Below are 20410 nucleotides of genomic sequence, written 5' to 3'. Positions count from 1 at the left end.
GTCAGGCCCACAGCGTCGTGCGTCTACCTACGCGGCATGCCACCTTCCCCCCGCCTCCACGCCACCTCCGTGCCGGGGAGAACCGGACAGTTAAGGACACACTGTCGTGAGCAAATCCGTCGTTCTGATCGCCGAAGAGCTGTCGCCCGCCACCGTCGACGCCCTCGGTCCCGACTTCGAGATCCGCCACTGCAACGGTGCCGACCGCACCGAGCTGCTCACCGCGATCGCCGACGTCGACGCGATCCTGATCCGCTCCGCGACGAAGGTCGACGCCGAGGCGCTGGCCGCCGCCCGCAAGCTCAAGGTGGTCGCCCGGGCCGGCGTCGGCCTGGACAACGTGGACGTCTCCGCCGCCACCAAGGCCGGCGTGATGGTCGTCAACGCGCCGACCTCCAACATCGTCACCGCCGCCGAGCTCGCCTGCGGCCTGCTGATCTCCGTCGCCCGCAACATCGCCCCGGCCAACGCCGCGCTGAAGCAGGGCGAGTGGAAGCGCAACAAGTACACCGGCGTCGAGCTGAGCGAGAAGACCCTCGGCGTGGTCGGCCTCGGCCGGATCGGCGTCCTGGTCGCGCAGCGGATGTCGGCCTTCGGCATGAAGATCGTCGCGTACGACCCCTACATCCAGGCCGCCCGCGCCGCTCAGATGGGCGTCAAGCTGGTCACCCTCGAGGAGCTGCTCGAGGTCTCGGACTTCATCACCGTCCACCTCCCCAAGACCCCCGAGACGATCGGCCTGATCGGCGACGAGGCGCTGCACAAGGTCAAGCCGACCGTGCGCATCGTCAACGCCGCCCGCGGCGGCATCGTCGACGAGGAGGCGCTCGCCAGCGCCCTGCGCGACGGCCGGGTGGCCGGCGCCGGCCTGGACGTGTACGCCAAGGAGCCGTGCACCGACTCCCCGCTGTTCGCCTTCGACAACGTGGTCGCCACCCCGCACCTGGGCGCCTCCACCGACGAGGCCCAGGAGAAGGCCGGCATCGCCGTCGCCAAGTCGGTGCGCCTCGCGCTCGCCGGCGAGCTGGTACCGGACGCCGTCAACGTCCAGGGCGGCGTGATCGCCGAGGACGTGCGCCCGGGCCTGCCGCTCGCCGAGAAGCTCGGCCGGATCTTCACCGCGCTGGCCGGCGAGGTGGCCGTCCGGCTCGACGTCGAGGTCCGCGGCGAGATCACCCAGCACGACGTCAAGGTGCTCGAACTGTCGGCGCTGAAGGGCGTGTTCGAGGACGTGGTGGCGGAGACGGTGTCCTACGTCAACGCCCCGCTGTTCGCCCAGGAGCGCGGCGTCGAGGTCCGCCTGACCACCTCCAGCGAGAGCCCCGAGCACCGCAACGTGATCACCGTCCGCGGCACGCTCGCGAACGGCGAGGAGATCGCCATCTCCGGCACGCTGGCGGGCCCGAAGCAGACCCAGAAGATCGTCGGCGTGGACGCCTTCGACGTGGACGTCGCGCTCACCGACCACATGGCGTTCTTCAAGTACGAGGACCGCCCGGGCGTGGTCGGCGTGCTCGGCCGCCACCTCGGCGACGCCGGCGTGAACATCGCCGGCATGCAGGTGGCGCGGGACGGCGGCGGCGCGCTCGCCTCCATCACCGTGGACAGCCAGATCCCGCAGGACGTGCTGTCGGCGATCGCCGCCGAGATCGGCGCCCGCTTCGCCCGCTCGGTCGACCTGGGCGCCTGAGCCCGAAGGCCCACGGGGCCCGGACCGCCGTTCGCCGGCGGTCCGGGCCCCGCTGCGTTCCTCGGGGTGAGCCGCGTCTCAGATACTAGGAAATCCAAGTATTCGTGCAGACACGGCCCCGACCTGGTCGTACCGTGGAAGAGCCACACGATGTGCCGCCCCTGTAGCCAGGGCGCGCGGCCCGTGTGAGCGTGCGCCCCCACGGCAGGAGACCCCTGCTCCGCGCGTACCCCTCCCCAACCCTCTGCGTGCCCCTGCACGCATGCCCCCAAGGAGCCCGGTATGCCTACCACCGCAGACCGCCACGCCACCCCCGCCCCCGCCGCCACCCCCGTCCGCGCCCCGCGCCGCCGCCGGACCGCCGAGCGGAACTCCTTCGCCGCCGCCGCGCTGCAGCGCTCGCTGGACCGCCGCGACAACGGCGGCGTGACCGGCCACCTCTGACGGGTCGGGCCGGCCCTCCGGCGGGATCGCCCCGCCGGGCCGGGCGGCCGTCGGCGTTCATCCGCCTAATGGGCCGCCCGGGCTGACGCCGGTTCACCCGGTCGAGTGCAACCGGCCTCCGTCCGGGGGAAGTTGCTCGCCCTGCCCGGCGCGATCATCCTAATTTGGGGCCCCCGGAAGGGTGATCGACGGCCGCGCGGGCGGGCGTCAGCGACACGGTGTGCGGATCAGTCCCCCTCCCGGGGGAGAGGGCCCAGTGCGCCTGCCACCCGTCCGCCGAACCGTCGCCAGGATCGGCCTCACCCTCGCCCTGCTGGCCGGGACCGCGGCGCTCGCCGCCGCCCCGGCCTCCGGCGGCCCGCCGCACCCCCCGACGGCGCCCGCCGGAGCCGGGCGAACCGCCTCCGTCCTGCTCGAACTCACCACCGAGGCGGCCGGCCCCGCCTGGCGGCGCGCCGCCGACGGAGCCCGCCGGGCCCGGCGCTCCCCGGAGGCCGTCCGCCGCGAGGCCGCCGACGCCGGAGCCGCCCAGCAGGCCAGGGCCGCCGAGGCCCTCGACCGCGCCGCCGCCGCCGTGCACCGCGCGGCACCCGCCACCCGGGAGCTCTACCGCACCCGCACCCTGCTCACCGGCCTCGCCGTCGACGTGCCCGCCGGCCGGCTGCCCGCCCTGCGCGCGCTGCCCGGCGTGCTGGCCGTCCACCCGATCGTCCGCAAGCAGCGGGACAACGCGCACTCCGTGCCGCTCACCGGCGCCCCGCAGGTCTGGGCCGGAGCCGGCGGTGACCAGGCCGGCGCCGCCGGGACCACCGGCCGGGGGGTGCGGATCGGGATCGTCGACAGCGGCATCGACTACACCCACGCCGACTTCGGCGGCCCCGGCACCGAGGCCGCCTTCCGCTCCGTCGAACGCGGGAAGCCCGCGCCGCCCGAGCTCTTCCCCAACGCCAAGGTGATCGGCGGCAAGGACCTCGTCGGCGACGACTACGACCCCGACCCGTCCTCCCCGAACCACCAGCCCGTCCCGCACCCCAGCGACAACCCGATCGACTGCGACCGCAACGGGCACGGCACCCACGTCGCCGGCACCGCCGCCGGGTACGGCGTCACCGCCGACGGCCGCCCGTACACCGGCCCCTACCGGCCGGGGCTCGACCCGGCCGGCTTCAGGATCGGCCCGGGCACCGCCCCCGGCGCCCAGCTCTACGCGATCCGGGTCTTCGGCTGCGCGGGCTCCACCGACCGCCTCGCCCAGGCCCTCGACCTCGCCGCCGACCCGAACGGCGACGGCGACCTCACCGACCGCCTCGACGTCGTCAACCTCTCCCTGGGCAGCCACTTCGGCAACCCCGACGACACCGACGCCCTCGCCGTCGACCGGCTCGCCGCCCTCGGCACCGTCGTGGTGGCCGCGGCCGGCAACGACGGCGACGTCTACGGCGTCGGCGGCAGCCCCGGCACCGCCGCCCGGGCCGTCACCGTCGCCGCCTCCGTCGACCCGCACAGCGACGCCGACGGCCTCACCGTGCTCGCCCCCGCCGACCTCGCCGGCGTCGTCCCCGCCCACTGGAGCGAGCGCTACCAGGGCTGGGCCACCGCCGACGTCAGCGGCCTGCTCGGGCTGCCCGCCGACCAGTCCGACGGCTGCGCCGCCTTCAGCGAGGCCGACCGGCAGCGCCTGGAGGGCCGCGTCGCCGTCCTCACCTGGCGCACCCGCGAGCCCGACCGGGCCTGCAACTCCGGCCCGCGCGCCGACCACGCCGCCGACGCCGGCGCCATCGGCGTCCTCTACGCCGCCGACACCGACCACCTCGCCGAGATCGCCGGGAACGAGCGGATCCCGGCCGCCCTGCTGGCCCGCGCCGACGGCGAACGGCTCCGGCAGGCCGCCGCCGCGGGCCCCGTCCGGATCCGGCTCGCCGCTCCCGGCAACCCGCTGCACGGCTCCGTCTCCCAGGACCAGCCGGGCCGCACCGACACCCTGACCGACTTCACCTCCCGCGGCATCGGCGTGCCCGGCCTGGTCAAGCCGGACCTCGCCGCCCCCGGCGAGACCATCTGGTCCGCCCTCGTCGGCAGCGGCAGCGGCGGTCAGCGCGAGGACGGCACCTCGATGGCCACCCCCCACGTCGCCGGCCTCGCCGCGCTGGTCCGCGCGGTGCACCCCGACTGGCCGGTCGAGCAGCTCAAGGCCGCGCTGATGAACACCAGCGTCGACACCTGGCTCGGCGACGACCACGGCGGGCCGGTGTACGGCCCCGAGCGCACCGGCGCCGGGCGCGCCCAGGCCGACCGCGCCGTGCGGACCCCCGTCGTCGCCTACGCGACCGGCGAGGGGGCGCCCGAGGGCGCCGTCGGCGTCTCCTTCGGACCGGTCGAGATCGGCGGGCCGACCGCCCTCGACCGCGAGATCGAGGTCAGCAACCACGCCGACCGGCCGCTGAGCTACCGCACCGGCTACGCGGCCGCCACCGAACTGCCCGGCGCCGCCTTCGAGGTGACGCCCGCCCGGGTGGACGTCCCGGCCGGCGGGACGGCGCGGATCCGGGTGACGCTGGCCGTCCCGGGCGAGCTGGGCCGAACCCCCGACCCCACCCTGGACACCGTGCAGGGCGGCCTGGCCCGCAGCTACCGCGGCGAGCTCTCCGGCCGCGTCCTGCTCACCCCCGTCACCGACCGGGCCCTGCCGGAACTGCGGGTCCCGGTGCTCGCCGCGCCGCGCGCCGCCACCGACCACGCGGCCACCACCGCCGCCCGCACCACCCGGGACGGCACCCTGCTCGCGGTCGCCGGCAGCGACGCCCCCGGGAACCGGCCCGGACTCGTCACCGCGCTCGCCCTCGGCGGCGAGGGAGCCCGCTGGGCCGACTGCCCGTCCGGCAGCGGCGCGGCCGCCGGACCGGGCGCCGGCATCGGGCCGGAGGAGGCCACCGAGGCGGCCGACCCGGCGCAGGACGTCTGCGTCGAACACCCCGGCGAACGGGTCGCCAACCTGCGGGCCGTCGGGGCCGGCGCCACCGCCGACCTGTTCTACGTCGGCGCCAGGCTCTGGGCCCCCGCCGCCACCCCGGTCGGGCTCTTCGGCGTCCGGGCCTCCCTCGACACCGACGGGGACGGCACCACCGACGTCATCCTCAAGGCCGACCGGCAGCGCGGCAGCGACGTCCTGGTCTCCCGCGCCCTGGACGCCCGCACCGGTGCCGAACTCGACGTCCAGCCGCTCGACGCCCACTGGGGCGACACCGACACCGACCTGCTGGACAGCGACGTCCTGGTGCTCCCCGTCCGGCTGAGCGTGCTCCCCGGCGTCCGGGAGGGCCACAGCACCGTCCACTACGGCGTCTGGACGGGCGCCGCCGGCCCCGGGAAGCCCGACCCGGCGGAGGCCTACTCGGCCGTCGGGCTGCGCGGCACCCGCCCCACCGTGGCCATCGACGTCCTGCACCCCGCGCTGGACGTCCACGTCGGCACCACCGGACCGGTCGCCCTCGCCGCCCCCGTCCACTCCGGCACCGTGCTCGCCGTCCACCGCGCCGTGGGCGACCGGTCCCGGCTGCTCCTGCTGCACCACCTCAACCCGGCGGACCGCCGCGCGCAGGTGATCGCCCTCCCCTGACGACCGGACACCGTGGAGGGGCGGTCCCGCCGGGCGGCGGGACCGCCCCTCCGTGTGGTCCCCCGCCGCCGCGGCCCGTCGGACGTTCGCCCAGGCCGTCCGGTCAGTCCGCGGCGGCCCGCCGCCGGGCGCCGCGGGACGGGCGCGCGGGCCGGTGCGTCAGACGGGCGAAGACGAGCACCAGCGCCAGCAGGCCGGCGGTGCCGGAGGCCACGGTGAGGCCCTCGGTGAGACCGGGCGGGCGGAAGGAGCAGTCCACCCGGTCGGCGCCGCCGCCCAGCGGGACGCCGATCATGCCGAGGACCGGCGTCGGTGCCACCCGCGGACCGCCGCCGGCCGCGCAGCCCCACCCGTCGGTGGCCGCGACGGAGACCAGCGCGGTGCCCGTCGACCCGGCCGGGAGGGCCGCGGACAGCGTGTGCCCGCCCGCCGTCACCCGGGTGGCACCGGTGGCGGTCTGCCGGGCGACGGCCGCCTCCAGGGCGCCGGCCCGCAGGCAGCCGACCGGCCGGGCGGGGAGCTGGCTCACCGTGTCGGAGCGCAGCGTCACCCGGACCGTCCCGTCGGCCGGGACCGGCCCCAGCCGGTGGACGGCGACGGCGGTGGTGGGCTGCTCGCCGTCGCTCTCGAAGGTCGTCCCGAGGCCGCTGACCGTGCCTCGGTACCAGACGCCGTGGAAGTAGGCCGTCCCGCCCGGGGTGCAGGCCACGGTGAGGACCGTGCCCTCGGCGCCGCCGGGCAGCGACCAGCCGCTGCTGCCGTGCAGGGTGGGTGCCGGGCCGCCCGCCGGGACGGGCAGCGGGGCCTCGTACACCCGCTCCCCGAGCAGCGACTCCTGCCGGGACCAGACCGAGCCGGTGTCCGTCCGGGCGCCCGGCGGCAGCACCGTGACCAGCGGCGGCGCGGCGGCCCGGCCCTGGACGAAGCCGTCCGGGGGCGGCCCGTCGTCGAGGTGCGCGCGGACGGCGAACAGCGCCTGCCCGACCGGGTCGGTGACGCTGGCCGTCTGCCGGCCGCCGGCCGTCCAGCCCGCGCCCAGGTCGTGCAGCAGCAGGGCGACGACCGTCGGCAGGTAGCCGCTGAAGTAGCCGCCGCCCTGCCCGTCGAGCAGCAGCGGGTCGTTGGTGGTGAAGGCGTGCGGCCCCGGGTCGCTGCGGCCCAGCGGCCAGTCGGCGGCGCCCCGCACCGCCGCGTACCCGGCCCGGACGGCGGACTCCGGGGCGCCCCCGGGCGGGACGGCGCCCAGCGCCGCGTACCCGGACCAGACCGCGTTGCCGAGCACCGCGCCGCCCAGCACCCAGGTGGCCACGGCGCCCGCCCGGCGGTCGGCGTGCCGGCGGTCGAGGACCCGGAGCGCGGCCAGCACCACGGCACCGCCGACGGCCAGCAGCAGCCAGGTCGAGGCGCGCACCGAGTGCCGGCCCGCCGCCAGCCCGGCGATCAGCGCGACCACCGCGGCGCCGCCCAGCAGGGTCACCCCGTCCGGCCGGTGCGCCAGCGACACCCAGCCCGCAAGCACCAGCAGGCCGCTCAGCACGAACGCCACCCGGTACGGCCCGCCGGCCGGGATCGCCAGGCCGTGCCAGACCAGCACCGTCGGGGTCCACACGAAGCCGAGCCCCACCAGCACCAGCGCCCCGCACCACACCGCCCGCTCCCGCACCCGGACCCGCCGGTTGAACGGCAGCCCGCACACCAGCAGCAGCCCCAGCACGCCGATCGCGACGTCCGGCAGCGGCAGACCGCCGTGGGCGGCCGGCAGCAGCTGCGCCAGGCGCCCGCCGAGCCCCGACGGGCCGAGCGGCTGCACCGGGGACTCCGGCTGGGCGGTGTGCGCGGCGCGGACGGCGACGAACAGCACGGGCGCGGCGAGCAGGATCCCGACGGTGGCCACGGTGACCGCGCGCCCGGTGACCCGGACCCGCTGCCGCAGCGGCCGCGGGGCGGTGAACAGCCGGACGGCCAGCAACAGGCCGGCCGCCAGGGTGGCCAGCGCGGCGGTGTACAGGTTGCCGGCCCAGGCGAGGGTGACGCACAGCGAGCCGGCCACCCAGCGCCGCTCGTGCAGGCACCAGTCTGCGGCCAGGCCCAGCAGCGGCAGCGAGACCAGCCCCCAGAGCCACATCGGCGCCGCCCCGCCCACGTCCAGCACCCAGGCGCAGAGCCCGTAGCCGACGGCGGCGAGCGCCCGCAGCCAGTGCGGGCCGGTGTGCAGCCGGCCCAGCAGGTGGGCCATCAGGGCGGTGCCCAGGCCGATGCTGGCCAGCACGACCAGGAACACGGCGAGCCGCCCCTGGTCGCGGGGGAGGAGCGCCGTGGGCCAGGAGAACGGGTTCATCAGGTAGGCGAAGAAGTCGGCCAGGAACGGCACGCCGTAGCCGCTGTTCCAGTTGAACAGCAGGTCCCCGGCGGCCCGGCCGTGCAGCAGGTCCCACAGGTGCGCGTGGTACGGCACGGCGACCTCGCCGGCTCCGGTCGGCCACGCCCCGTGCAGTCCTGCGGCGAGCGCGTACCCGCCCGCCGCCAGCCCCGCCGCACCCCCGCAGACCAGCACCTCCCGCCGCCGCTCGGCCCTCACGCACGCGCCCCGTTCTGCCAGTGACCCCGGATCCGCCACCATCATTGCGCCCCCGGCGCGGAAAACGACGTACGCGCTCCTTCGAAGGGGTGGCGTTCCGGACGGCCTTGCCCAGTAGCCTGGGAGCGCCGCCAGGATGCCCGTATGGGAGGAACCATGAGCATCTCGCCGTACCCCGACTGGATCCGGCCTCCGGTCGGCGGCTACACCGCAGAGGATCTCGACCGGCTGCCTGATCTCCCGCCGCACACCGAACTGCTCGACGGGAGCCTGGTCTTCGTGAGTCCGCAGACGAAATTCCATGTCCGGGCGAAGCGCATGCTGGAGCGTGGGCTGGAGAAGGCGGTTCCGGCGGGTTGGGAGGTGTGGCCGGAAATGACGGTCACCCTGGACCGGAGGAACCGGCCGGAGCCGGACATCCTCGTGGTCCACGAGGACTCGGACACCGGTTACCGCCAGACGGGCTTCTCCGCCGAGCACGTCCTGCTGGCGGTCGAGGTCGTTTCGGAGGAGTCTCGCGAGCGTGACCGTGAGACCAAGCCGCGCAAGTACGCGGCAGCCGGCATCCGCCACTTCTGGCGCGTCGAGTGCGACGAGGGCCGCCCGGTCGTCCACACGTACGAGCTGGACCCGGCGACCAGGGGCTACGGGCTGACCGGCATCCACCACAAGCAGCTGAAGGTCGAGCGCCCGTTCCCGGTCGAGGTCGACCTGACCTGAGCCGGCCCGTCCCGGCCCGGCGCGTCCGGATGGTGGACGCCAGGTGTCAGCCCCTGGGACGGCGGAGTAGGGTCCGAGCATGTCTCGCACGATTCGTCTCGCAGTAGTCCCGGGTGACGGCATCGGCCAGGAAGTGGTGGCCGAAGGTCTGAAGGTCCTGGGCGCGGTGCTTCCCGCCGACGTCAAGCTGGAGACCACCGAGTACGACCTCGGGGCCCGGCGCTACCACCGGACCGGGGAGACGCTGCCGGACTCCGTGCTGGCGGAGCTGAAGTCCCACGACGCGATCCTGCTGGGCGCCATCGGCGACCCGAGCGTGCCGTCGGGCGTGCTGGAGCGGGGGCTGCTGCTGAAGCTGCGCTTCGCCTTCGACCACCACATCAACCTGCGCCCCGGCCGCCTGTTCCCCGGGGTGAAGTCCCCGCTGGCGGGCGAGCCGGACATCGACTTCGTGGTGGTCCGCGAGGGCACCGAGGGCCCGTACGTGGGCAACGGCGGTTCGCTGCGCACCGGGACGGAGCAGGAGGTGGCCACCGAGGTCAGCCTCAACACCGCCTTCGGCATCGAGCGCGTGGTGCGCGACGCCTACCGCCGGGCCCAGGCGCGGCCGCGCAAGAAGCTCACCCTGGTGCACAAGAACAACGTGCTGGTGCACGCCGGGCACCTGTGGTCGCGGATCTTCGCCGCGGTCGGCGAGGAGTTCCCCGAGGTCACCACCGACTACCTGCACGTCGACGCGGCGACGATCTTCTTCGTCACCCAGCCGGAGCGCTTCGACGTCATCGTCACCGACAACCTGTTCGGCGACATCCTGACCGACCTGGCCGCCGCCGTGACCGGCGGGATCGGCCTGGCCGCGAGCGGCAACATCAACCCGAGCGGCGAGTTCCCGTCGATGTTCGAGCCGGTGCACGGTTCGGCGCCGGACATCGCCGGCCAGGGCAAGGCCGACCCGACGGCCACCGTGCTGTCGGTCGCCATGCTGCTGGAGCACCTGGGCTTCGCCGCGGAGGCGGCCCGCGTGGAGGCCGCCGTCGCCGCGGACCTGGCCGAGCGCACCGGCACCCGCAGCACCTCCGAGGTCGGCGACGCGCTCGCCGACCGAGTAGCCGGCTGACGGGCCGGATCCGAAGGACGGAGTCCGGCCGACGAGCCGGGTCCGACAAGGTCCGGCCCGGTGGGCCCGACCGCATAACCGCAGCTTGCAGCTCCCCAAGGAGCGGGCGACTGTTCGGCACGGCCCTCTGGATGCGAGTATCGACAGTGGGTCGTGCCGCCGTGCGTTCGTTCCGGTGATCGTTCGCCGTGACGTCCACCGGCGGTGGCGACCCGAACCAACCCCACGGTGAAGGAAACAGCCATGAGCACGCCCACCCAGGCGCCCATCTCGTTCGACCTCAAGCCTTCCGCCCACCCGCTGCCCGCCGCGGAGCGCGAGGCCCGGCTGGCCAACCCCGGTTTCGGCCGGGTCTTCACCGATCACATGGTCACCATCCGCTGGACCGAGGGCGTGGGCTGGCACGACGCCCAGCTGGCGCCGTACGCGCCGCTGGAGATCGACCCGGCGAACATGACGCTGCACTACGGCCAGGCGATCTTCGAGGGCCTCAAGGCCTACCGCCAGGCCGACGGCTCCATCGCGACCTTCCGCCCGGAGGCCAACGCCGCCCGCTTCCAGGCCTCGGCCCGCCGCCTGGCGATGCCGGAGCTGCCGGTGGAGACCTTCGTCGAGGCCGTCGAGCTGCTCGTCCAGCAGGAGCAGGCCTGGGTGCCGAACGAGCCCGAGCAGAGCCTGTACCTGCGCCCGTTCATGTTCGCCACCGAGGTCGGTCTGGGTGTCCGGCCGGCCAACTCCTACCTGTTCATGATCATCGCCTCGCCGGCCGGCGCCTACTTCCCGGGCGGCGTCAAGCCGGTCTCGGTGTGGCTGTCCAAGGAGTACGTCCGGGCCGCGCCCGGCGGCACCGGCGCCGCCAAGTGCGCCGGCAACTACGCCGCCTCGCTGATCGCCCAGGCGGAGGCCGCCGCCAAGGGCTGCGACCAGGTGGTCTGGCTCGACGCCGCCGAGCACCGGTGGGTCGAGGAGATGGGCGGCATGAACCTGTACTTCGTCTTCGGCGAGGGCGCGGACGCGAAGATCGTCACCCCGGAGCTGTCCGGCGCCCTGCTGCCCGGCATCACCCGCGACTCGCTGCTGCAGCTCGCCGCCGACCTCGGCTACGCCGTCGAGGAGCGCAAGATCTCCACCGACGAGTGGCAGCGGGCCAACGCCGACGGCACCCTCACCGAGGTGTTCGCCTGCGGCACCGCCGCCGTGATCACCCCGGTCGGCTCGGTGAAGTCGGCCGCCGCCGACTGGACGGTCGGCGCCGGCGAGCCCGGCCCGGTCACCATGGAGCTGCGCCGGGCGCTGCTGGCGATCCAGGGCGGCCAGGCCCCCGACACCCACGGCTGGCTGCACAAGATCGTCTGATTCCGCACCCGCGCCGGCCTGCCGCGTTTCGCATCGCGAGACGGGCGGGCCGGACCGCGGGGGCTGTGCCAGACTGCCAGCGTGTCCTCGCTGTCGCTGATTATTAGCAGCAGGCGCGCCGGTCCGCAGTGACCGCTCCCGCAGGACCCGATGCGGAGCGACCACCAGCGTCCAGACCCGCGCGCAGACCTCTCGCACCCGCGAGGGGTCTTTTTGTTTACCCCGGACCGGCCGGGAGCCCCCACAAGGGGCTCGGGGACACCGGGGCGCGCGCGGGATGCTGGACAGTGGAGCCGGGACTCGAGATCCGGCAGAGCAGTACAACCTCCCCGAAACGGAGAACCAGGGGTCATGACCGAGGTCAGCCGTACCGACGACAGTTTCCACGTGTTCGACACCACCCTGCGCGACGGCGCGCAGCGGGAGGGCATCAACCTGACGGTGGCGGACAAGCTGGCCATCGCCCGGTACCTGGACGAGTTCGGGGTGGGCTTCATCGAGGGCGGGTGGCCCGGGGCGAACCCGCGCGACACCGAGTTCTTCGCCCGTGCCGCCGCGGAGCTGGACCTGCGGCACGCCCAGCTGGTCGCCTTCGGGGCCACCCGTCGGGCCGGCGGCAGGGCCGCGGAGGACCCGCAGCTGGCCGCACTGGTCGCCTCCGGCGCCCCCGTGATCACGCTGGTCGCCAAGTCGCACGACCGGCACGTGGAGCTGGCGCTGCGCACCACCCTGGACGAGAACCTGGAGATGGTCCGGGACAGCGTGGAGTTCCTGCGGGCCCAGGGGCGGCGGGTGTTCATCGACTGCGAGCACTTCTTCGACGGCTACCGGGCGAACCGCGACTACGCGCTGGACGTGGTCCGCACCGCGCACCGGGCCGGGGCGGACGTGGTGGTGCTCTGCGACACCAACGGCGGGATGCTGCCCTCGGACGTCCGGGAGATCGTCGCCGACGTGCTGGCCGTCACCGGGGCCCGGCTGGGCATCCACGCCCAGGACGACACCGGCTGCGCGGTGGCCAACACCCTGGCCGCGGTGGACGCCGGCGCGACCCACGTGCAGTGCACCGCCAACGGCTACGGCGAGCGGGTCGGCAACGCCAACCTGTTCCCGGTGGTCGGGGCGCTGGAGATCAAGCACGACCGGCGGGTGCTGCCGGAGGGCCGGCTGGCCGAGATGACCCGGATCTCGCACGCGATCGCCGAGGTGGTCAACCTGACCCCCTCCACCCACCAGCCGTACGTGGGCTACTCGGCCTTCGCGCACAAGGCGGGCCTGCACGCCTCCGCGATCAAGGTCGACCCGGACCTCTACCAGCACATCGACCCCGAGCGGGTCGGCAACACCATGCGGATGCTGGTCTCCGACATGGCCGGCCGGGCCTCGGTCGAGCTCAAGGGCAAGGAGCTCGGCTACGACCTCTCCTCCGACCGGGACCTCGCCGGCCGGGTGGTCGCCCGGGTGAAGGAGCAGGAGAACCTCGGCTACACCTACGAGTCCGCGGACGCCTCCTTCGAACTGCTGCTGCGCGACGAGGTGCGCGGCAGCCGCGACCGCTTCTACACCCTGGAGTCCTGGCGGACCATCAGCGAGCAGGGCCCGAACGGCTTCACCGGGAACGAGGCCACGGTGAAGCTGTGGGCGAAGGGCGAGCGCCGGATCGCCACCGGTGAGGGCAACGGCCCGGTGAACGCCCTCGACCAGGCGTTGCGTGCCGCGCTGGAGCGGACCTTCCCGCAGCTCGCCAGGTTCGAGCTGGTGGACTACAAGGTCCGCATCCTGGAGGGCCAGCACGGCACCGGCTCGAAGACCCGGGTGCTGATCGAGTCCACCGACGGCACCACCACCTGGTCCACCGTCGGGGTGGCCGACAACGTGGTGGCGGCCTCCTGGCTGGCCCTGGAGGACGCCTACACCTACGGCCTGATCAGGGCCGGCCTGGACCCGGCCGAGTAGCGCGCCCCCGCGCCACGCGCCCCCGGCCCGTGGACCCTCCGCCGGAGGGTCCACGGGCACCGTTCACCGGCCTCAGCGGAGGCGGGCGAGGAGGGCGTGTTCGACGAGGGTGATGAGGGCGCTCTTGGCGCTGTCGCGCCGGCGGGCGTCGAGGGTGATGACAGGGGTGTCGGCGCTGAGCTGGAGGGCCTCGCGGACCTCGTCGGGGGTGTGGGGCTGGTGTCCGTCGAAGCCGTTGAGGGCGACGACGAAGGGGAGTCCGCTGTTCTCGAAGTAGTCGAGGGCGGGGAAGCAGTCGGCGAGGCGGCGGGTGTCGACGAGGACGACGGCGCCGATGGCTCCGCGGACGAGGTCGTCCCACATGAACCAGAAGCGGTCCTGTCCGGGGGTGCCGAACAGGTAGAGGATGAGGTCCTCGTCGAGGGTGATGCGGCCGAAGTCCATGGCGACGGTGGTGGTCGTCTTGCCGGAGACGTGGCTGATGTCGTCGATGCCGGCGGAGGCCGAGGTCATGACGGCTTCGGTGCGCAGGGGGTTGATCTCGGAGACGGCGCCGACGAGCGTGGTCTTGCCGACACCGAAGCCGCCCGCGACGACGATCTTCGCGGAGGTGGTGGCGCGGGTGGGGGCGGCCGCGTTAGAGCTTGCGAAGTCCACTGAGGACCCTTTCGAGCAGCGTGACGTCGGGCTGGTTTCCGGATTCGCCGCCGGAAGCGGGCTGGTGGATGGCGACCAGGCCGGCCTCGGCCAGGTCGGCCACGAGGATGCGGGCCACTCCCAGGGGAAGCGAGAGCAGCGCCGACACCTCCGCGACGGATTTGACCTCCGTGCACAGCGTGCAGATCCGCTGGTGCTCGGGGAGCAGGGTGGCCAGCCGCTGCGGGTCGACGTCGGCGGAGACGAGGGCCTCCAGCGCGAGTTCGTAGCGCGGTCTGGTGCGGCCGCCGGTCATCGCGAAGGGCCGGATCAGCGGGCCGGAGTCGGTCTCGTCCTCGAACTCCTCGACGTGCCCGGGCTCCTGGGCCGGCTGGTAGCCGGGGGCCGGTTCGGGCGTCGGGACCGGCGGGCCGGGCTGCGGCGTGCCGTAGGAGGGCTGCGGCTGTCCGTAGGGGCCGGGCTGGCCCCACGGCCCCTGCCGGCCCTGCGGGTCGTACTGTTCCTGCCGGCCGTACGGGTGCTGGGGCTGCCCGTACTGGTGCTGGTCGTACTGCTCGGCGTGCTGCGGCCGGCCGTACTGCTGACCGTGGCCGACGCCAGGTGCTCCGAAGGCGTCATGGCCTGTGCCGGGGTACGGAACGCCGTACTGGCCGCTACGGTCGTCGGGCGGTGTCACGGTTCCTCTCCTCACAGGGTGCGGCGGTGCGGTGCGAGCTTCGGCGCAGGTCCGGAGCCGGTGGTGCGAAGGCCGTACAACGTCCGAACCCGAGCCCGCCGAAGCGGGCCCGGGAGGGACGCGGAGGTACTTCGAATACCTGGACGGTATCCGACGAACCGTCAGTGCAGGAGACTGCCCTGGAGTTCCGCGCGGAGTGCGGGGGTGAGGACGGCGCCGGCGCGGTCGACGAGCAGGGCCATCTCGTAGCCGACGAGGCCGATGTCGGAGTCGGGGGAGGCCAGGACGGCGAGGGCGGAGCCGTCGCTGATGGCCATGAGGAAGAGGAAGCCCCGTTCCATCTCGACGACGGTCTGGTTGACCTCGCCGCCCTCGAAGATCCGGCTGGCGCCGGAGGTGAGGGAGGTGAGGCCGGAGGCCACGGCGGCGAGCTGGTCGGCGCGGTCACGGGGGAAGCCCTCGGACATGCACAGCAGGAGGCCGTCGGCGGAGACCACCACGGTGTGGGACACCCCGGGGGTGTTGTCCACGAAATTGGTGATCAGCCAGTTCAGGTTCTGTGCGGCCTGGCTCATCTGAGTCAACTCAACGCTCCTGGTGGTTCGAGCCGCCGAAGAGATCGGTGCTTCGGTTCTGCTGTCCGTTGCCGGACGGGTCTACCTGATCGGGGTCGATCCGGAAGCTTCCGGTGTTTCCCGCGCTGCGGCCCTGCTCCACGCCGCGGCGCAGGTTGGTGAGCCGCCCGCGGACCTCCTCGGGGCTGCGGGAGACCTGCGGCCCTTCCTGCGGAGTGGGCTTGGCGTTGCCCGCCACCAGGTTCTGCTTGGGCACGCGCCGGGGCAGGCCTGCCCCGGTGGTGCCGCCGGAGGCGGGCTCGCGGGTCTGCTCGGCCCGCTGCCAGGCGCCGTCATTGGGCGACTGCCAGGGGGAGGTCGTCGGGCCGGTCGGGCCGTACCCGCCGAGCCCCGACACGTCGTGGCCGCGCGGTTCGTCGACCGACGAGGTGTCCTTGGCACCGGCGAACCAGTTCGGGGTCTCGCCACCGGCTCCGCCGTCCGCCGGGGTGGCCGGGGCGGTGAAGCTGCCGCCGGCCAGCTGCTGGCCGGGGCGGCGCTGCGGCAGCCCGGACGGCAGGGTGGCGGCGGGTTCGGCGGCGGGCAGGGCCGGGGGCTCCGGGGCGTACGGGTGGCCGGCGGGGGCCTCCGCGGCCTGCTGGCCGTACTGGTCGCCGCCGTAGCCGTCCTGGTAGCCCTGGTAGTCCTGGCCCTGGTAGTCCTGGCGGCCGTACTGGTCGTCGGCGTAGCCGGACTGCTCGTAGCCCTGCTGCGGGTACTGGCCGTACTGGTCCTGGCCGTACTCGTCCTGCTGGTCGTAGCCCTGCTGGTAGCCGTACTGGTCGTCGGCGTAGCCGGACTGCTCGTAGCCCTGCGGGGCGTACTGGTCGTAGCCCTGCTGGTACTCCTCCTCGACCTCGGCGTCGAGCACCGGCATCTCGGAGGTGTTCGGGCCGCCCTCCAGGGCCGCGGCGCGGCGCACCTGGTCCAGGCGCTGCGAGCGCTGGACGGCCTCCAGCGCCGGGCTGAAGCCGGAGGAGCCGGCCTGGCCGGTGCCGGTCAGGTGGTCGTCGAAGCCCAGCTCGGCGGCGCTGCGCGGGCGGCCGTCGGGCGCCCACTCGGAGGTCGGCTCCTGCTCGGCGAAGATCCGGGAGACGGTGAACTGCTCCTCGGGCTCCGGGGCGGCGTTCGACTGGGTGACGAACGGCGGGAGCATGACCAGCGAGGTGGTCCCGGCGGACTCGCCGGAGGGGCGGAGCTGGACGCGGACGTCGTGCCGCTGGGAGAGCCGGCCGACCACGAAGAGGCCCATGCGGCGGGAGATGGTGGCGTCGACGGTCGGCGGCTCGGCCAGCTTCTCGTTGATCTCGGCGAAGTCGTCGGCGGTGAGGCCGATGCCCTTGTCGTGGATCTCGACCAGCACGCGGCCGTCCGGCAGGCGGGTCGCGTTGACCAGGACCCGGGTCTGCGGGCTGGAGAACGAGGTGGCGTTCTCGAGCAGCTCGGCGAGCAGGTGGACGAGGTCGGTCACGGCGGCGCCGACGACCTCGACCTCCGGGATGCCGGACAGCTCGACGCGCTCGTACTGCTCCACCTCGGAGGCGGCGGCGCGGAGCACGTCGACCAGCGGGACCGGGGTGTTCCAGCGGCGGCCGGCCTCCTCGCCCGCGAGGACGAGCAGGTTCTCACCGTTGCGGCGCATACGGGTGGCGAGGTGGTCCAGCTTGAAGAGGTTCTCCAGCTGGTCCGGGTCGGCCTCGTTGTTCTCCAGGTCGGTGATCAGCGCCAGCTGGCGCTGGATCAGGCCCTGGCTGCGGCGCGACAGGTTGGTGAAGATCGCGTTGACGTTCCCTCGCAGCAGGGCCTGCTCGGCGGCGAGCGCCACGGCCTGCTGGTGGACCTGGTCGAAGGCCCGGGCGACCTCGCCGATCTCGTCCTTGCCGTGCAGCGGGATCGCGGCGACGGAGGTGTCGACCCGGTCGGGGTCGGTCTTGGAGAGCTTCTCGACCAGGTCCGGCAGGCGGTGGTCGGCGATCTCCAGGGCCGCGCTGCGCAGGGTGCGCATGCCGAGGATCATCGAGCGGGCGACGTAGCCGGTGAGCAGACCGGCCAGGATCAGCGCCGCGACGACGATGATCGTGTTGAGGACGGCGTCGTAGAGCGCGTTGTCCTTCAGGTTGCGGGAGTCGGTGAGGACGTCGTCCAGCAGGACGACTTCGGTGCTCCGCAGGGCCTGGATGTGGGTGTTGGCGGCCTGGTTCCAGTTGTCCGGGGTCAGACCGGCGCCCTTGGCCTCGGCGTAGGCGGCGTCGGCGGCGGCCTTGCCCTTGCTCTGGCCCTCGGCGGCGGCCTGGCTGTAGGCGGCGCCCAGGGCGAGCAGGCTCTGCATGGTGGGCGCGGAGCCGTTGGGCATCTTGTACGCCGAGCGCTCCTGCGCGGCGGCCTGGGCGACCTGCGCGTCGGAGTACTTCTTGGCGTCCTCGGGGGCGCTACCGGTGTTGAACTCGGTGAGCGACACCTGCTCCAGCTTCTCGGCGACGAGGATCTGCTGGATCATGTCGGAGTTCTCGTACCGGGTGGTGGTCCCGGCGGAGATGCCGACGAGCAGGTGCAGCATCAGCGCGCGCTGCGTCGACGCGGAGGCCTTGGCCAGCGACATCGCGTAGATCGCGCGGCCCTTGCTGGTGGCGTTGGTGGAGCCCATGCCGACCGAGTTGTCGTAGGACAGCAGCGGGGCGAACATCACCGAGTAGGCGCTGGCGGTGGCGCTGGCGAACAGCTCGGGGCCGTACGCGTTGGCGCGCAGGTGCGGCAGGTTGACCACGAGGTTCTCGAAGGCCTCGTGGCGGCGCGGCAGCTCACCGGACTTGTCGGAGGCCGCGTAGGCCGCGTTGTACGCCTTCAGCGCCGTGTCCGTGTCGGACCGGGCCTTGGCGACCAGGCCGGCCGGGTCCTGCTTGGTGAGCAGGGGTATCAGCGTCTTGTCGCGCTCGTTCTCGAGCGCCTCGGCGAGTTCGGTGGCCGCCTTGGCGAGCTCGGCGGTCTTCTCGGCGCGGGAGGCCTTGATGTAGCCGTCGACCGAGGTGTTCACGCGGAGGCCGCCGAAGACGAGACTGATGATCACGGGGATCAGCAGGATCGCGATCAGGCGGGTCGGCACGCGCCAGTTCCGCGGGCGGAGGAAGTCGTAGCGACCGGAGCCGCCGTCGCCGTCCTGGCCGCCGCCCGGCGGTTCCTTGGACGCGGCCGCGGGCTGCAGCACCGGGGAGGCGGGTGAGCGCTCCTCGGTGGGCGTGAACGCGGAGAATCCGGCCGGGTCCTTTGCGGTACCGTTCGGCTCGCTCTGGCGGGGCTCGGAGCGCCGCTGCGGGGCGGGTTGCTGCTTACGCCTCACTCGACAACTACCTCTCGGCCGACTGCCGGCCATGGATCAATCCAGCGCTACCCCCGGGCCCTGGCCCGTCACCGGGTGGGCCGGCACGAGAGCAATCAGGGGTAGCTGGAATTTCAGCACGTGCAGGGATGGGGGACAAACAGCCGTCGGATGGCACCCGCGTCGGCACAATCTGGACATTCACCGACATGACGGAGCAAAACCGTGGTCATCTGGCGCTGAGTGACGCTAATTCACCACGGAGAGTCACTGTTGATCACAAAATGCCTACCGAACTGTTATCCGCTGCTTATACACGGGTCTTGCGCGGTGCCCCCGGACGACACCGCCCGGTAAGCGCGGCCACCCCGGGGGTCCGTCGCGGTGACGGACCCCCGGGGCGTGCGGCCTGCTCCGCACCCCTCGTCGGCCTCAGCGGAGGCGGGCGAGGAGGGCGTGTTCGACGAGGGTGATGAGGGCGCTCTTGGCGCTGTCGCGCCGGCGGGCGTCGAGGGTGACGACCGGGGTGTCGGCGCTGAGCTGGAGGGCCTCGCGGACCTCGTCGGGGGTGTGGGGCTGGTGTCCGTCGAAGCCGTTGAGGGCGACGACGAAGGGGAGTCCGCTGTTCTCGAAGTAGTCGAGGGCGGGGAAGCAGTCGGCGAGGCGGCGGGTGTCGACGAGGACGACGGCGCCGATGGCTCCGCGGACGAGGTCGTCCCACATGAACCAGAAGCGGTCCTGTCCGGGGGTGCCGAACAGGTAGAGGATGAGGTCCTCGTCGAGGGTGATGCGGCCGAAGTCCATGGCGACGGTGGTGGTCGTCTTGCCGGAGACGTGGCTGATGTCGTCGATCCCGGCGGAGGCCGAGGTCATGACGGCTTCGGTGCGCAGGGGGTTGATCTCGGAGACGGCGCCGACGAGCGTGGTCTTGCCGACACCGAAGCCGCCCGCCACGACGATCTTGGCCGACGTCGTGGCACGGGCGGGTCCGTTAGAGCTTGCGAAGTCCACTGAGGACCCTTTCGAGCAGCGTGACATCGGGCGTTCCGCCCGACTCGCCCGCGGCGGCGGGCTGGTGGATGGCGACGAGACCGGCCTCGGCCAGGTCGGCCACGAGGATGCGGGCCACACCGAGCGGCACACCGGCCAGTGCGGAGATCTCCGCGATGGACTTGACCTCACGGCAGAGGTTGACGATCCGGGCGTGCTCGGGCAGCAGGCCGCCGGTCCGCTCGGCCGAGCCGGTCGTCGAGATCAGGGCCTCGATGGCGAGCTGGTACCGCGGTCGGGTGCGGCCGCCGGTCATCGCGTACGGGCGGACCAGCGGCTGCTGCTCGTAGCCGTCGGACTGCTGCCCGCCGTAGCCGCTGCCGTACCCGTTGCCGTAGCCGGCGGGTGTCGAGGGCGGGGTCATGGGTCCTCCTTGTGCTGCAGCCTTGGGCAGCCGGTTCCAGCTGGGGCGGTGCCAGCTGAGGCGGGATCAGCTGCCTGAGGGTAGCTGAGGGTGAGACGCCGGGACCGGTCGGGTCGGACCCGGCGGGGGAGGTGGGACGGGGGATGGATGCCGCTCGGGCCCAGGTCAGTGCAGGAGACTGCCCTGGAGTTCCGCGCGGAGTGCGGGGGTGAGGACGGCGCCGGCGCGGTCGACGAGCAGGGCCATCTCGTAGCCGACG

14 protein-coding genes and 1 pseudogene are annotated in these 20410 nt (G+C 73.7%); 7 read left to right on the top strand and 8 right to left on the bottom strand.

The window, feature by feature from the left end:
* Positions 1–106 precede the first annotated feature (106 nt).
* The 3 genes from serA to ACFYUY_RS20325 all read left to right on the top strand — a co-directional run bounded on the left by serA (position 107) and on the right by ACFYUY_RS20325 (position 5750).
* Positions 107–1690 carry a phosphoglycerate dehydrogenase gene (serA, locus tag ACFYUY_RS20335; protein ID WP_360204821.1) on the top strand — a complete coding sequence of 528 codons (1584 nt, stop codon included), beginning with the start codon at positions 107–109 and terminating at the stop codon, positions 1688–1690.
* A gap of 282 nt (positions 1691–1972) precedes the next feature.
* Positions 1973–2134 carry a hypothetical protein gene (locus ACFYUY_RS20330; protein ID WP_387902170.1) on the top strand — a complete coding sequence of 54 codons (162 nt, stop codon included), beginning with the start codon at positions 1973–1975 and terminating at the stop codon, positions 2132–2134.
* 256 nt (positions 2135–2390) lie between these two features.
* Positions 2391–5750 (top strand): S8 family serine peptidase, encoded by a 3360-nt coding sequence (locus ACFYUY_RS20325; protein WP_387902167.1) that lies wholly within the window; start codon positions 2391–2393, stop codon positions 5748–5750.
* Between the two features lie 103 nt (positions 5751–5853).
* On the opposite strand, the gene ACFYUY_RS20320 is transcribed toward ACFYUY_RS20325, so the two are convergent.
* Positions 5854–8328: a YfhO family protein gene (locus ACFYUY_RS20320; RefSeq protein ID WP_387902164.1), complete on the bottom strand. Its 2475-nt coding sequence runs from the start codon at positions 8326–8328 to the stop codon at positions 5854–5856.
* 156 nt (positions 8329–8484) lie between these two features.
* Between ACFYUY_RS20320 and ACFYUY_RS20315 the strand changes: the two genes are divergently transcribed.
* The 4 genes from ACFYUY_RS20315 (at position 8485) to cimA (ending at position 13477) form a co-directional block, all read left to right on the top strand.
* The gene (locus ACFYUY_RS20315; protein WP_387902162.1) at positions 8485–9048 is read left to right on the top strand and encodes a Uma2 family endonuclease; all 564 of its coding nucleotides are present in this window, start codon (positions 8485–8487) and stop codon (positions 9046–9048) included.
* Between the two features lie 79 nt (positions 9049–9127).
* Positions 9128–10165: a 3-isopropylmalate dehydrogenase gene (locus tag ACFYUY_RS20310; RefSeq protein WP_360204835.1), complete on the top strand. Its 1038-nt coding sequence runs from the start codon at positions 9128–9130 to the stop codon at positions 10163–10165.
* A 243-nt stretch (positions 10166–10408) separates the two neighbouring features.
* Positions 10409–11521, top strand: a complete 1113-nt coding sequence (locus tag ACFYUY_RS20305; protein ID WP_360204837.1) for a branched-chain amino acid aminotransferase — start codon at positions 10409–10411, stop codon at positions 11519–11521.
* Positions 11522–11872: 351 nt separating this feature from the next.
* Positions 11873–13477, top strand: coding sequence for a citramalate synthase (cimA, locus tag ACFYUY_RS20300; RefSeq protein ID WP_387902159.1), 1605 nt, complete (start codon positions 11873–11875; stop codon positions 13475–13477).
* Between the two features lie 72 nt (positions 13478–13549).
* On the opposite strand, the gene ACFYUY_RS20295 is transcribed toward cimA, so the two are convergent.
* From ACFYUY_RS20295 to ACFYUY_RS20265, 7 genes and pseudogenes are all read right to left on the bottom strand, one after another.
* Entirely contained in the window at positions 13550–14134 is a 585-nt protein-coding gene (locus tag ACFYUY_RS20295) for an ATP/GTP-binding protein (protein WP_387902156.1), read from the bottom strand.
* Positions 14115–14810 carry a DUF742 domain-containing protein gene (locus ACFYUY_RS20290; protein ID WP_360223521.1) on the bottom strand — a complete coding sequence of 232 codons (696 nt, stop codon included), beginning with the start codon at positions 14808–14810 and terminating at the stop codon, positions 14115–14117. Before ACFYUY_RS20290 ends, ACFYUY_RS20295 begins: the two co-directional genes overlap by 20 nt.
* Before the next feature lie 161 nt (positions 14811–14971).
* Positions 14972–15385 carry a roadblock/LC7 domain-containing protein gene (locus tag ACFYUY_RS20285; RefSeq protein ID WP_097236138.1) on the bottom strand — a complete coding sequence of 138 codons (414 nt, stop codon included), beginning with the start codon at positions 15383–15385 and terminating at the stop codon, positions 14972–14974.
* A gap of 10 nt (positions 15386–15395) precedes the next feature.
* Positions 15396–18758, bottom strand: coding sequence for a nitrate- and nitrite sensing domain-containing protein (locus tag ACFYUY_RS20280; protein WP_387902153.1), 3363 nt, complete (start codon positions 18756–18758; stop codon positions 15396–15398).
* A gap of 411 nt (positions 18759–19169) precedes the next feature.
* Complete coding sequence (locus tag ACFYUY_RS20275; protein ID WP_387902151.1) at positions 19170–19748, bottom strand: ATP/GTP-binding protein; 579 nt, start codon at positions 19746–19748, stop codon at positions 19170–19172.
* Entirely contained in the window at positions 19729–20151 is a 423-nt protein-coding gene (locus ACFYUY_RS20270; RefSeq protein ID WP_030257834.1) for a DUF742 domain-containing protein, read from the bottom strand. The genes ACFYUY_RS20275 and ACFYUY_RS20270 overlap by 20 nt, the downstream gene beginning before the upstream one ends.
* Before the next feature lie 165 nt (positions 20152–20316).
* Positions 20317–20410: pseudogene (locus tag ACFYUY_RS20265) on the bottom strand (roadblock/LC7 domain-containing protein); the annotation flags it as partial.

The sequence above is a fragment of the Kitasatospora sp. NPDC004745 genome (assembly GCF_042873275.1).
In the GTDB taxonomy this organism is placed as follows: Bacteria; Actinomycetota; Actinomycetes; order Streptomycetales; family Streptomycetaceae; genus Kitasatospora.
This window is presented reverse-complemented; position numbering and strand designations above follow the sequence as displayed.